This is a genomic window from Streptomyces sp. CNT360, from assembly GCF_000424785.1.
Window position 1 is genome coordinate 570,914 of the sequence record NZ_AUKO01000004.1, and the last position, 12,546, is coordinate 583,459.

Below are 12,546 nucleotides of genomic sequence, written 5' to 3' on the forward strand. Positions count from 1 at the left end.
GGACCAGGTGGCCGTCGCGGCGCACCGGCACGCCCTCAGCGGTTCGCGTGCGTCCGGGCGGGGGCCGCGGGTAGTCACATGTGGGTGCCGCCGTCGATGCGCAGCTCGGTGCCGGTGATGAAGGCGCCGTCGTCGCTGGCCAGCATGGCGACGGCACCGGCGACGGTCTCCGGTCCGGCGAAACCCTCACCGAGGGCCGGGGACAGCTTCGCCAGCAGGCTGTAGTCGGTGTCCTCGGGAAGGCCCGGGTCACGGGTCATGCCGGAGGCGATGGAGCCCGGCGCGACGCAGACGGCGCGCAGCCCCTGCTTGCTGAACTCGCACGCGATGGCGTGGGTGAAGGACTGGATGCCGCCCTTGGTCGCCGCGTAGGCGGCCATGTAGGGGTGGGCGAAGCCCGCCGAGGTGGAGCTGAAGTTGACCACGACGCCCTTGCCGCCGGCCAGCAGCGCGGGCAGCGCCTGCCGGGTCACCAGGAAGGTACCGGTGAGGTTGACACCGATGATCCGGTTCCAGAACTCCAGGGTCATGGTCTCGGTGCGCCGGGAGTCGAGGATGCCGGCGGCGTTGACCAGGACGTCCAGCCCGCCCAGCCCCGCGACGGCACCACCGATGTGCTGCCGTACGGACTCCTCGTCGGAGATGTCGGCGGTGACCAGGGTCAGGCGGGCGTCCGCGTCCGCCTCGGCGGCCAGGGCGCGGGTCTTCTCCAGCCCTTTCTCGGAGATGTCGCCGGCGACGACCCGGCCGCCCTCCTGCAGTACGCGGACCACGGTGGCCTGACCGATGCCGGAGCCGGCGCCGGTGATGAGGACCTTGCGGCCGTCGAAGCGGTTCATGGCTGCTCCTTCTTCGCTGCTCTTCTGTTGTGGCGCCGCCCTCGGCGCGGCGCTCGCCTTGCCACGGTACGCCTGGATGGCATGGCGTGCCAGAAAGGCGCATCGTGCAGTACGTCTCCCTCGCTGCCGTACGCTGCAAGCCATGACCACCCGCCCCGACGGCGCCACTCGCCCCTCCCTCACCGAGCGCCGCAAGGCCGAGACCGAACGGGAGATCGCCCGGCACGCCGCCGAGCTGTTCTCCGCACACGGCGCGGCAGGCGTCACCGCGGAGGGCATCGCCCAGGCGGCGGGGGTCTCGCTGCGCACCTTCTACCGCTACTTCCGCACCAAGGAGGAAGCGGTCACCCCGCTGCTGACCGGCGGGGTGAGGCAGTGGCTCGCCGACCTGGCGGCCGCGCCCGCCGAGCTGTCGGTGGCCGAGGCGCTGGAGCAGGCCGTACGCGGCGCCCTCACGCCGGGCGGACCGCACGCCGGGGTCGAGTCGGCACTGGAAGGCACGCGGGGGCTGCTGCGTGCCGCGGGCGGCGACCCCGCGCTGCACTCGGTGTGGCTGCGGGTGCACGCCGAGACCGAGGAGGCACTGGTGCCGGTGCTGACGCAGCTCGCCCGCGCGGACACCGACCCGCTGGAGCTGCGGCTGACCGCGGCGGCGGCCAACACCGCCATGCGGATCGCGATGGAGACCTGGGCGGCCGGCGACGCGGAGCCCGACGACTCCGAACGGGGTCCGGCCGCGCTCGCCGTACGCTGTCTGCGGGGGCTGACCGCAGGGGTGCGGACGCCCCGCGCGTAGCCGCACCCCGCACGCGCCCACCGGGAGCGGACTCCCGGGAGGGCAGGCCCAGGTCGCGGCCGTGTGACCGAAATCAAAGCGCTGGCCCCCGTACCCGGCCCGGTGCAGGGTAGGGAGACGCCGGATACGGACAGAACCGGATACGGACACAAGCCAGTGCGGTCGCAGCCGAGGGGCCACCCGGGCGCCGGGGCCGCACGCCCAGCAGAAGGAGCCCCATGAAGGTCGGGATTGTCGGAGCCACCGGGCAGGTCGGCACAGTGATGCGCGAGATTCTGGCCGAGCGCAAGGTCCCGGTCGACGAACTGCGCCTGTTCGCCTCCGCCCGTTCCGCGGGCCGGACGCTGCCCTGGCAGGGCGGCGAGGTGACCGTCGAGGACGCGGCCACCGCCGACTACACCGGGCTGGACATCGTCCTGTTCTCGGCCGGCGGAGCCACCTCCAAGGCGCTCGCCGAGAAGGTCGCCTCCCAGGGGGCGGTCGTCATCGACAACTCCTCGGCCTGGCGGCTGGACCCCCAGGTGCCGTTGGTCGTCTCCGAGGTGAACCCGGACGCGGCCAGGAACCGCCCCAAGGGCATCATCGCCAACCCGAACTGCACCACCATGGCCGCGATGCCGGTGCTGCGCCCGCTGCACGACGAGGCCGGGCTGACCGCGCTGGTGGTCGCCACCTACCAGGCGGTCTCCGGCAGCGGCCTGGCGGGCGTGGCCGAACTGGAAGGGCAGGCCCGCAAGGCGGTGGAGGGCGACGCCGCCGCGCTGACCTTCGACGGCGGGGCGGTGGACTTCCCCGAGCCGGACAAGTTCAAGCGGCCGATCGCCTTCAACGTGCTGCCGCTGGCCGGCTCGATCGTCGAGGACGGCCTGGCCGAGACGGACGAGGAGCAGAAGCTCCGCAACGAGAGCCGCAAGATCCTGGACATCCCGGAACTGAAGGTCTCCGGCACCTGCGTGCGCGTCCCCGTCTTCACCGGCCACTCGCTCCAGGTCAACGCCCGCTTCGCGCACCCGATCAGCCCCGAGCGCGCCGCCGGACTGCTGGCCGGGGCGCCGGGCGTGGAGCTGTCCGAGATCCCCACGCCGCTCCAGGCCGCGGGCCGGGACGCCAGCTACGTGGGCCGCATCCGGACGGACGAGACGGCGGAGAACGGCCTGGCGCTCTTCCTGGCGAACGACAACCTCCGCAAGGGCGCCGCGCTCAACGCGGTGCAGATCGCCGAGCTGGTCGCGGCCGAGCTGGGCTGACCCCCTCCGGCAGACGTCCCGTCCTTCCGGGAACGCCCTGTCCGATCGCGGCGAGCGCCGACGTGCGAAACCCCCCGGACCAGGTCCGGGGGGTTTCGTCGTGGGGGGATCACCTGATCGTGGTGTCAGCCGATCTTGGCACCCAGCGCGTCGAGCGCGGCGGGCACCGGCTGGAAGTAGGTCTCGCCACCGGCGGAGCAGTCACCGCTGCCACCGGAGGTGAGGCCCACCGCCTTGTCACCGGCGAAGAGCGAGCCGCCGCTGTCGCCCGGCTCGGCGCAGACGTCGGTCTGGATCAGCCCGTCGACGGTGCCCTCCGGGTAGGTGACGGAGGCGTCCACGGCCTTGACGGTGCCGTCGTGGACCTGGGTGGTGCTGCCGCTGCGGGTGACCTTCTGGCCGACCTCGGCCTCACCGGCACCGGAGATGGCCTGGGTGCCACCGTCGTAGAGGTTGACCTCGCTCGGGTGGTCGGTGTCGCCGGTGTAGGTGGCGATGCCGTAGTCGTTGCCCGGGAACTTGCCGTCGCCGCTCTTGGCGATCTCCTGGCCGCCCTCGCTGTCGGACCACGAGGAGATCGCGGTGGTGCAGTGTCCGGCGGTCAGGAAGCCGGGCTCGCCGTCCGCGGTGGTGACGTTGAAGCCGAGCGAGCAGCGGCCGCCGTCGCCCCAGATGGCGTCGCCACCGGCGATCTTGGTGGTGAACTTGCCCGCGGTCTGCTTGAGTTCGGCCTTGCCGCCCTGGGCCTTGACGGCCTTCTTCAGCTTGGCCAGCTTCTCGCCCTTGACCGTCTTGTCGGCGGTGACGACGACCTTGTTGCTCTTCACGTCGACCGCACGGGCCGTACCGGCGATGTTCTGCCCGGTCAGGGTCTTCTGCGCGGAGTTGAGCTGGGCCATGGTGTGCTCGACGACCTTGGCCTGGGCTCCGGCCGCCTCGACCTTGTCCTTGGCCGCCTCGTCGGTGACGTTGACGACCAGCTTGTGGGCCTTGGCGTCGTAGTAGGAGCCCGCGTCACCCTTGATGTCCGAGGTCAGCTTGGTGGCCAGCTTGGCCGCCGACGTCGAGGAGAGGGTCTTGAGCGCGGGAGCGCCCTGGGAGGCGTTGGCCGTGGTGGCCGTGAGCGTCCCGACGGCGAGAGCGGCGACCGCCGAACCGGCCAGGACCATGCGGCGCTTGGATATGCGTCGGTGCTGTGACAACGTGAAACCTCCAGTGGGGGGTTGGACCGCCGAAGGGTCGGGGCGGCCCAGGAGGATGTACGGACAACGACCTCTTACCCAACAAGAAGTCGCGTCCATGCCAACTTGTGGCGCCGAGTATTGCGAGCCGTGCTCCCCCGCACAAGGTGCAGATCACGTCAGCCGACCGGAAGTTCGGTTCTTCTGTCAAGGTGCCGAACGTCCCTTCGTGTCCGGGAAGTCCACCCCGACGAACACCCGGGGCGACAACGCGTTTTCGCCCTGTAAGGCGTAGACCTGGCTGGTAATCGCCCCCGGGGCGGCCGGATTTCGGCTCGGCTCAGACCCTCCCGCCTGCGGTTCCATACCGCCCCGCCGACCCCGCGGGCCCCGTCCCGGCGCGCGTGGCCGGCGCGCACGGCCGATGCGCACCGAGCGGGGCAGCCGATATCCGTTTGAGGCGGGACGGAGCGGGGAGGAGCCAGTCCTGGTCGACGCCGGGTCAACCGAGGTGCATGCGGAAGCTGTCGCTCAGTCGGATGTCCCTGACGGCCACCCATCCGGCCGGAACGGGACAATGCGGATCATCCTGCGCTCCGTCACCTGCCGTCTAACACAAGATCCCTGATCGCACGCCACATGTTCTGCACCAGAACCGTCACGAAACCCGGGCAGAATGGGTATCCGCTTGGCGCATCATCAGCATCATGGACGACCATGGGGGTTGCGGACCCGCAGCGGAGCGCTAAGAACAGTGGGACACCGCGCGAAGGAAAGGAGGCGTCCATGGGATCGGTGCGCAAGGCGAGTGCCTGGCTGGGCCTCGTCGACGACAGCGAGATGCGTTACTACGACTACCCCGACGGTACGGACGACGGCCCGGCCGAGGGGCCGGTACCGGTGCCCGGAGACGCCGCCCGTGAACCGTGGGTCACCGACCCCCGGGTCCGGGTCACCGCCGAGACCGCCCAGGGCCAGGGCACCAAGATCGCCACGGTCAGCCCGGACTGCTTCCGCGACGCCCGGGGCGTCGGCGAGCTCTTCCGGGACGGCGTACCGGTCATCGTGAACCTCACGGCGATGGACCCGGCCGACGCCAAGCGCGTCGTCGACTTCGCCGCCGGGCTGACCTTCGGGCTGCGCGGATCCATCGAACGGGTCGCCAACCGGGTCTTCCTGCTGACCCCGCCCGACTACAGCGTGGTCACTCAGGAGGACCGCCGCGACCCCGGCGGCTTCTTCAACCAGAGCTGAGTCTCCGGCCTCGGCCGAGGAAGCACTCTCCTCCCTCCCCCGGCGGCGGTCCTGCCGCGGGGAAGGGAGGGGCAGGGCGGGCGGGGCGGTCAGCCGCGGAAGGCGTCGAGCCCGGTCAACGCCTTGCCCAGCACCAACTGGTGCATCTCGACGGTTCCCTCGTAGGTCAGCACCGACTCCAGGTTGGTGCTGTGCCGCATCACCGGGTACTCCAGCGAGATCCCGTTGGCCCCCAGCGCGGTACGGGCTGTCCGGCAGATCTCGATGGCCTCCCGGGTGTTGTTCAGCTTTCCGAAACTGATCTGCTCCGGCCGCAGCCGCCCGGCTTCCATCCGCCGCCCCAGGTGGTGGGCGAGCAGCACCCCCTTGTGCAACTCGACGGCCATGTCCGCCAACTTGGCCTGGGTGAGCTGGAACCCGGCCAGTGGCTTGCCGAACTGCTCCCGCTCCCGGGTGTAGGCGAGCGCGGCGTCGAAGCAGGCGCGCGCAGCGCCCATGGCGCCCCACACGATGCCGTACCGGGCGTGGCTCAGGCAGCTCAGCGGCCCGCGCAGCCCGTGTGCTTCGGGCAGCACGGCGTCGGCAGGCAGCCGTACCTCGTCCAGCACGAGCTCGCTGGTGACCGAGGCCCGCAGGGAGAGCTTGTGCTTGATCTCGGGGGCGGAGAACCCGGGGGTGTCCGTCGGGACGACGAACCCGCGGATGCCGTCGTCGGTGCGGGCCCACACCACGGCGACCCCCGCCACCGAGCCGTTGGTGATCCACATCTTGCGACCGGTGAGCACCCAGTCCGAGCCGTCGCGCTCGGCGTAGGTCCGCATGCCGGCGGGGTCGGAGCCGTGGTCGGGCTCGGTCAGCCCGAAACACCCGATGGTCTCGCCCGCGGCCATCGAGGGCAGCCACTGCTGCTTGTGCTCCTCGCTGCCGAACCGGTGGAGGGCGTACATGGCCAAGGAGCCCTGGACGGAGACGAGGGAGCGGATGCCGGAGTCGGCGGCCTCCAACTCCATGCAGGCCAGCCCGTACTGGACGGCGCCGGCCCCCGCGCAGCCGTACCCCGTCAGGGTCATGCCCAGTGCGCCGAGGGAGCCCAGTTCGCGGGCGAGGTCACGGATGCCGGGCAGTTCACCGCGCTCGTACCAGTCGGCGACATGCGGCAGCACCCGGTCGGCGGCCCAGGAGCGGACGGTGTCGCGCACGGCACGCTCCTCGTCGTCGAGCAGGTCGTCGATGCCCAGCGGGTCGGAGGCGTCGAACGCCGGCGTCGTCGACCTCGTGCTCATGGCTGCGCCTCCGGGGGCTGAAACGATCACGGCTACCGGCCGACGCTACGACTGGGTGATGCCCCGCGACAAGGGCTGCCCGGCGCCACCCGCCGCCTCCGGTGCGCACGGGGCGCCCTCGGCCGCGCCGCCCCGGTCCTCGCTGCGTGCCGTGCCCTCCATCCGGCGGGGCAGCCGCAGCGCCGCCAGCGCGCCGAGTACCAGCAGGGCGGCGCTGACCAGCAGCGTTACATGGAGCCCCGCCACGAAGGAGGAGCGCGCCGCCTGGCGCAGCGCCTCGCCCGCGTCGCCGCCGAGGTGGTCGGCGACCTCGTACGCCTCGCCCAGCGAATGACCGGCGTCGGCCGCGTCACCGCCGGGGATGTGGTGGCGCTCGGCGGCGCTGCGGACGCCCGGCCCGTAGGCGGCGTTCATCACGCTGCCGAGCAGGGCGATACCGATGCCGGCGCCGAGCTGGTAGGCGGTCTCGCCGACGGCGGCGGCCCCGCCGGCCTGTTCGGCGGGGGCCTCGCTGAGCATCGACTCGTAGCAGCCGAAGAGTGTCGTCTCCAGCCCGAAGCCCAGCAGGACGAAGCCGCCGACCAGCAGCCCGGGCCGGTCGTGCTGGCCCACTCCGACCAGACAGAGCACGGCGACCGCGGTGACGAGGAACCCGAGCGCGACCATCGTGCGCGGCCCGAGCAGGGCCAGCAGCCGGGACCCGAGGAGCCCTGCGGCGATCGCGGCGACGGACAGCGGCAGCAGCCGCAGCCCGGTCTCCAGCGGCGAGAGCCCGAGGACGAGCTGAAGGTACTGGGCCGCGATCAGGGCGAGCCCGACCAGCGCCAGCACCGTCAGCACGATGCAGCCGACGGAGGTGCCGAAGGCGGCGCGGGTGAGGGTGCCGAAGTCGATCAGCGGCTGGGTCCGCCTGCGCTGGCGGCGGACGAAGAGCGCGATGAGCACGGCTCCGGCGGCCAGGGGGAGCCAGCACAGCGGGGAGAGCAGCTCGCCGCCGCCCGCCTGCTTGACCCCGAATATCACGCCGAAGAGCCCGGCGGCGGCCGTCAGGGCGCCCAGCACGTCCCACGGCCCGTCGCTGCCGCCGGCGGACTCGGGCAGCAGCCACCGCCCCAGCGGCAGGCTGGCGGCCATCAGCGGCAGGTTGATCAGGAAGACGGAGCCCCACCAGAAGTGCTCCAGCAGCGCGCCGCCCACCAGCGGCCCGACCGCGGCGCCGACGGCGGCGACTGCGCTCCAGATGCCGACGGCCAGGGCACGCTCGCGCCGGTCGGGGAAGACCTGGCGGAGGATCGAGAGGGTGGCGGGCATGATCATGGCGCCGCCGACGCCGAGCAGGGCCCGCGCGCCGATCAGGACACCCGCGCTGGTCGCGTAGGCGGCGACGGCGGAGGCGGCGGCGAAGAGCGCGTAGCCGAACAGCAGCACTCTGCGGGTGCCGACCTTGTCACCGAGCGTCCCGAAGAGGATCAGCAGCGAGGCGCAGACGAGCGGATAGGCGTCCACGATCCACAGCAGCTCGATGGAGCCGGGCCGCAGGTCCTCGGAGACGGCGGGGACGGCGACGTGCAGCACCGTGGCGTCGACGGCCACCAGCAGCAGGCTCGCGCACAGGACGACGAGGACGACCCAGCGGTTGTGCCGGCCCTCGCCGGAGCCCGCGCCCGCCGGTGGCTCGGGGACGTCCGCATGCCGCGATATGGGCGTGGTCGTCCCGGTCATGTCCGCACCTCCTGTTGCTCTCGCACCTGGGGGCCGTCCCGTGGGGTCCCGGGTGGCCGGGCGTGGGGGCGCCGGCCGACGCGATGGTCTGTCCGCGCGACCCGGGTGGCGTCGGCTCCGGCCCGGTGAAGAGGGCGAGTGCCGGTCAGCGTACGCGAGTCGTAGCGAGCGTCCACCGCTCCCCCATTCAACGGGTGGATCGGCTGTGGTGCATCTGCCCGGGATGTGCCCGTGCATGGCGGCGGGTTTCCTGCGGTTTCGGCTTCCTGCCCGCTCTGCCGAGTTTCCGCCCGCTGCTCAGGGTGCGGGAGAGGTGACCAATAATCGTCCGGATGACTGAACTCGCGGATGCCGGCTCCCTCCGTCCTCGTACGGATGTTCCCCAGGATGCCCGCACGGCGGCGTGGCGGCGGGCCGCACCGGCCGTGCTGGTGTTCGCGGGCGTACGCGCGCTGGGGCTGGCCGTGCTGGTGGTCTGGAGCGCGGCGCGGGGCGCGAGCCCCCACACCCTGCTGACGGCCCGCTGGGACTCGCTCTGGTACACGCGGGTCGCCGAGGGCTGGTACGGCTACCAGGCCCGGCTGCCGGACGGCGGCATCCACTCGGACCTGGCGTTCTTCCCGCTGCTGCCCGCCCTGGAGCGCGGAGTGGCGGAGGTCTCACCGCTGTCCGCGCCCGACGCGGGGCTGCTGGTGAGCGGGCTGGCCTCGCTGGCGGCGGCAGGCGCGCTCTACCTGATCGGTGAGCGGCTGCACGGACGCCGCGCGGGCGTGTGCCTCGCGGCGCTGTGGGCGGCGGTACCCGTCGGCGTGGTGCAGTCGATGGCCTACAGCGAGTCGCTGTTCACGGCCCTGGCCGCGTGGGCGCTGTGGGCCGTGCTGACCGGCCGGTGGGTATGGGCCGGCACCCTGGCCGCACTGGCGGGGCTGACCCGCCCGGTGGGGGCAGCGGTGGTGGCGGCGCTGTGGTGCGCGGCGCTCCAGGAGGCGTGGCGGGAGCGGCGGGCGCCGCGCGGGCGGACGGCGCTGGGGCTGGCACTGGCCCCACTGGGGTGGTGCGGGTACGTCGCCTGGGTGGGCGTCCGGACCGGAAGTGTCACGGGATACCTGGACATCCAGGGCGCGTGGGGCAACGGCTTCGACGGCGGCTGGGCGTTCGCCTGCTTCATCGGGCAGAACCTGGCCGGCACCGTCGTCGGCGGCCTCGGCCTGCTCGCCGGGGTCGCGCTGGTGCTCTGGCTGTACGTGCTGTGCCTGCGCCGCCGACAGCCCCCGGCGCTGCTGGCCTACGCGGGGATCGTGGTCGTACTCGCACTGTGCGCCAAGGGGTACTTCGGGTCGAAACCCCGGCTGCTGCTGCCCGCCTTCCCACTGCTGCTTCCTCCGGCGGCGGCGCTCGCCCGCTGCCGGCCCGTCCGTGCGGGGCTGGTGCTGGGCGCGCTCGCCGCGCTCTCGGCCGGCTACGGCGCCTGGTGGCTGAACGGCTCGGGCCCACCCTGACCGACCGTTCGGCCTCCGGCGCCACACGAATGCGGTACGGCCACCGGGGAATGGGAAAATCTCACCTCAACACCGTTGTGACGGAAGTCGCTTCGCCCTCGCCGCCACGGAATCAATCGGCCCGGGAATCGACCGAGATAAACAGCGCCTAAGCCCGCACAGGTGCGTATTGGCCGCTCCGGCACACCCCCTCGCACATCGCCTCCGCACATCACATCGGCATCACGAAAGGCCCGCCCTCGACGAACCCACTCTTCACGCGCGGTAATCTCGATGAGGTGCGTACCGACCGAATCTTCTCCCGGCTGGAGCAGGAGCCTCACCGGCCCTGCGGCCCGTTCCCGCGGATGAGCCGCGTCCGGCTGGGTCTGTTCAGCGTCACGGTCGCCTTCTACCTGGCGATCGTGGTCGCCGTCCTGGGCACGACATGGCTCGTCCAGCTGGACTGGCAGGTCATGCTGTTCCGCCCGTACAAGCAGTGGCCCTCCATCCACAGCTTCCTGGACGCCTTCGTGGTGCTGGGCCAGCGCGGGCCCACCGCGGTGCTGGTGGCCGCGTGGCTGGGCTGGCGGTCCTGGCGGCAACGCACGCTGCGCCCCCTGCTCGCCCTCGCCTTCGCGCTGCTGCTGCTCAACGCCTCGGTCGGCGCCGTCAAGATCGGCCTGGGACGGCTGGGGCCGCACTACGCGACGGAGATCGGCTCGGCCGAACTGCTCAGGGGCGGCGATATATTTCCTTCGGGCCACACCGCCAACGCCGTCGTGACCTGGGGCATCCTCGCCTACCTGGCCACCACTCCCCGCGCCCGCCGCTGGCTGTCCGTCGTCGCGGCCGTCTTCGCCCTCGGTGTGGGCGCCACCACCGTCTACCTCGGTACGCACTGGGTGAGCGACGTGCTGCTGGGCTGGGCCGCCGGGCTGCTGATCCTGCTCGGACTGCCCTGGTGCGAGCCCGCGCTCGTACGGGTGGAGAGCCTCGTCTTCGCCCTGCGTGAACGGTTCACCACGGCCGGGTCGCCATGGGCGCCCGAACCCGCCTCCACCCCCGCCGGGCAGGCCGTCTCCACCCGTCAGCAACTGGTGGGGCCGCGGATGCCGGCGCAGGACTCCACCGGCGGCACCCGCACCGCCCTGCCGCGGGCGGCGGACGAGGCCCGTGCGCGGGTCTCCCGTTACTGAGCGCGGAGACCCGCGCACGGGGCCGTACGCGGCCGGTCAGCCCTTCCAGCAGCGCACCACCTGGCCGTCCTGGACTGCCAGGTTGAGCCGCCCGACGACGTACTCCATGGTGATGATCGCGTTCGGCTCCAGGTGCCGCACGCTGAGCCAACCGCGCTCGCGGGCGCGCCGCTCCGCCTCCTGCGCCGCCAGGCCCACGTAGCCCTCGGGGTCGTCGTCGGGAAGGGGGGAGTTCACGGAATCCGGTGCCATGGAGTCACCGTAAGCGCAGGGCGCGCACACCCGGAAGTCCGGCCTCCATGGCGACGCCGTCACGCTTGTGTCACAACGCTGGGTGCACGGAGCGCGGTTGCCTGTGTCACTCGTACGTGTCCTTTGCGGGACCGCAATTCGAGGGATTCCGCATTGTGTGCCGAGCGTGGGAATTCACCGCCCCGGCGCGGTTCTCAGGAATTCCGGAACAGTACGCGAAGGGCACCTTAAGACAGTCGGAAGAGTTGCCGAAGTGCGATTGACGGCTTGCCGGTTCAAGAGCGCGGCGAGGCCGTCCGGCCCGAAGCCGTCTCTCCCAGAGAGCGGGAGAGACGATCACGCAACGCACCGACATACGCCCTCAGTTCCTCCGGTTCGCGCACCTCGAAGTCCAGCCCGAGCATCAGCACGTGGACGAGGAGTACGCGCAGGGAGGGGCCACCGGTGTGCAGCAGGCAGCGCTCCGCGTCGACGGGCTCCAGCGTGCCGGCGGACACCGAGACCCGCTCGGCCGCCCGCTCCATGGGCGCGTGCACCAGCACGGTGGCCCGCACCGGGTGGACGCGTACGGAGACCCCTTCGGCGACCCAGGCCGCCAGGTCCTCGGCCGGGGGCGTACGGGGCCGGAAGCGGGGGCCGTGCGGCGGGGTCAGGCCGATCCGGTCGATGCGGAAGGTGCGCCAGTCGGTCCGGTCCACGTCCCACCCGACCAGGTACCAGCGGCGATGGGTGGTCACCAGCCGGTGCGGTTCGACGGTCCGCCGGGAGTCAGCACCCCCGTGGCTCGTGTAGCGGAACCGCAGCTGCTGCCGGTCGCGGCAGGCATGGGCGAGTTCGGTGAGCGTCGCCGCCTCCACGGCAGGGCCCCGGTGCGCGCCGGCCACCGGAACGGTGAACTCGTTCAGGGCCCCCACCCGGCGGCGCAGCCGGTGCGGAAGGACCTGCTCCAGCTTGGCCAGGGCGCGGGCGGAGGAGTCGCCGATCCCCTCGATCCCGCCCTCGGCACCGCGCAGCCCCACGGCCACGGCGACGGCCTCCTCGTCGTCCAGCAGCAGCGGGGGCAGTTGCGCGCCCGCGCCCAGCTGGTAGCCGCCCGCCGTGCCACTGGTGGAGTGCACCGGGTAGCCCAGTTCGCGCAGCCGCTCGACGTCCCGGCGCACGGTGCGGGGGCTGACCCTCAGCTGCTCCGCCAGGTCACTCCCCGACCGGTCGCGGCGGGTCTGCAGCAGCGAGAGCAGCCGTAGCAGCCGCGCCGAGGTCTCCAGCATGTGCCGAGTCTCGCACCGCTCGCGGAC

At 72.3% G+C, this 12,546-nt stretch carries 11 protein-coding genes; 5 read left to right on the top strand and 6 right to left on the bottom strand.

Features of this window, described 5'->3' with window-relative positions:
* Positions 1 to 74: 74 nt before the first annotated feature.
* Positions 75 to 839: an SDR family oxidoreductase gene (locus tag H297_RS0112770; RefSeq protein WP_027737370.1), complete on the bottom strand. Its 765-nt coding sequence runs from the start codon at positions 837 to 839 to the stop codon at positions 75 to 77.
* 142 nt (positions 840 to 981) lie between these two features.
* Between H297_RS0112770 and H297_RS0112775 the strand changes: the two genes are divergently transcribed.
* Together H297_RS0112775 and H297_RS0112780 are read left to right on the top strand one after the other, a co-directional pair.
* Positions 982 to 1,635 carry a TetR/AcrR family transcriptional regulator gene (locus H297_RS0112775; RefSeq protein ID WP_037793800.1) on the top strand — a complete coding sequence of 218 codons (654 nt, stop codon included), beginning with the start codon at positions 982 to 984 and terminating at the stop codon, positions 1,633 to 1,635.
* A gap of 218 nt (positions 1,636 to 1,853) precedes the next feature.
* Positions 1,854 to 2,882, top strand: a complete 1,029-nt coding sequence (locus H297_RS0112780) for an aspartate-semialdehyde dehydrogenase (protein WP_027737372.1) — start codon at positions 1,854 to 1,856, stop codon at positions 2,880 to 2,882.
* A 125-nt stretch (positions 2,883 to 3,007) separates the two neighbouring features.
* On the opposite strand, the gene H297_RS0112785 is transcribed toward H297_RS0112780, so the two are convergent.
* The gene (locus tag H297_RS0112785; protein WP_027737373.1) at positions 3,008 to 4,051 is read right to left on the bottom strand and encodes a S1 family peptidase; all 1,044 of its coding nucleotides are present in this window, start codon (positions 4,049 to 4,051) and stop codon (positions 3,008 to 3,010) included.
* Positions 4,052 to 4,849: 798 nt separating this feature from the next.
* Between H297_RS0112785 and H297_RS0112790 the strand changes: the two genes are divergently transcribed.
* A complete protein-coding gene (locus tag H297_RS0112790) occupies positions 4,850 to 5,317 on the top strand; it encodes a cell division protein SepF (protein ID WP_027737374.1) in 468 nt (155 codons plus the stop codon).
* An 89-nt stretch (positions 5,318 to 5,406) separates the two neighbouring features.
* Here the strand turns inward: H297_RS0112790 and H297_RS0112795 are convergent, their stop codons facing one another.
* Positions 5,407 to 6,600 (bottom strand): acyl-CoA dehydrogenase family protein, encoded by a 1,194-nt coding sequence (locus H297_RS0112795; RefSeq protein ID WP_027737375.1) that lies wholly within the window; start codon positions 6,598 to 6,600, stop codon positions 5,407 to 5,409.
* 45 nt (positions 6,601 to 6,645) lie between these two features.
* Entirely contained in the window at positions 6,646 to 8,322 is a 1,677-nt protein-coding gene (locus H297_RS0112800) for an MFS transporter (protein WP_027737376.1), read from the bottom strand.
* A 332-nt stretch (positions 8,323 to 8,654) separates the two neighbouring features.
* Here H297_RS0112800 and H297_RS0112805 point away from each other — a divergent pair, with 332 nt between their 5' ends.
* Positions 8,655 to 9,821 (top strand): glycosyltransferase family 39 protein, encoded by a 1,167-nt coding sequence (locus tag H297_RS0112805; protein WP_027737377.1) that lies wholly within the window; start codon positions 8,655 to 8,657, stop codon positions 9,819 to 9,821.
* Positions 9,822 to 10,099: 278 nt separating this feature from the next.
* The gene (locus H297_RS36070; RefSeq protein WP_051351776.1) at positions 10,100 to 10,999 is read left to right on the top strand and encodes a phosphatase PAP2 family protein; all 900 of its coding nucleotides are present in this window, start codon (positions 10,100 to 10,102) and stop codon (positions 10,997 to 10,999) included.
* Positions 11,000 to 11,035: 36 nt separating this feature from the next.
* On the opposite strand, the gene H297_RS0112815 is transcribed toward H297_RS36070, so the two are convergent.
* Entirely contained in the window at positions 11,036 to 11,251 is a 216-nt protein-coding gene (locus tag H297_RS0112815) for a hypothetical protein (RefSeq protein WP_027737378.1), read from the bottom strand.
* A gap of 275 nt (positions 11,252 to 11,526) precedes the next feature.
* Positions 11,527 to 12,519 (bottom strand): helix-turn-helix transcriptional regulator, encoded by a 993-nt coding sequence (locus H297_RS0112820; RefSeq protein ID WP_027737379.1) that lies wholly within the window; start codon positions 12,517 to 12,519, stop codon positions 11,527 to 11,529.
* Positions 12,520 to 12,546 lie beyond the last annotated feature (27 nt).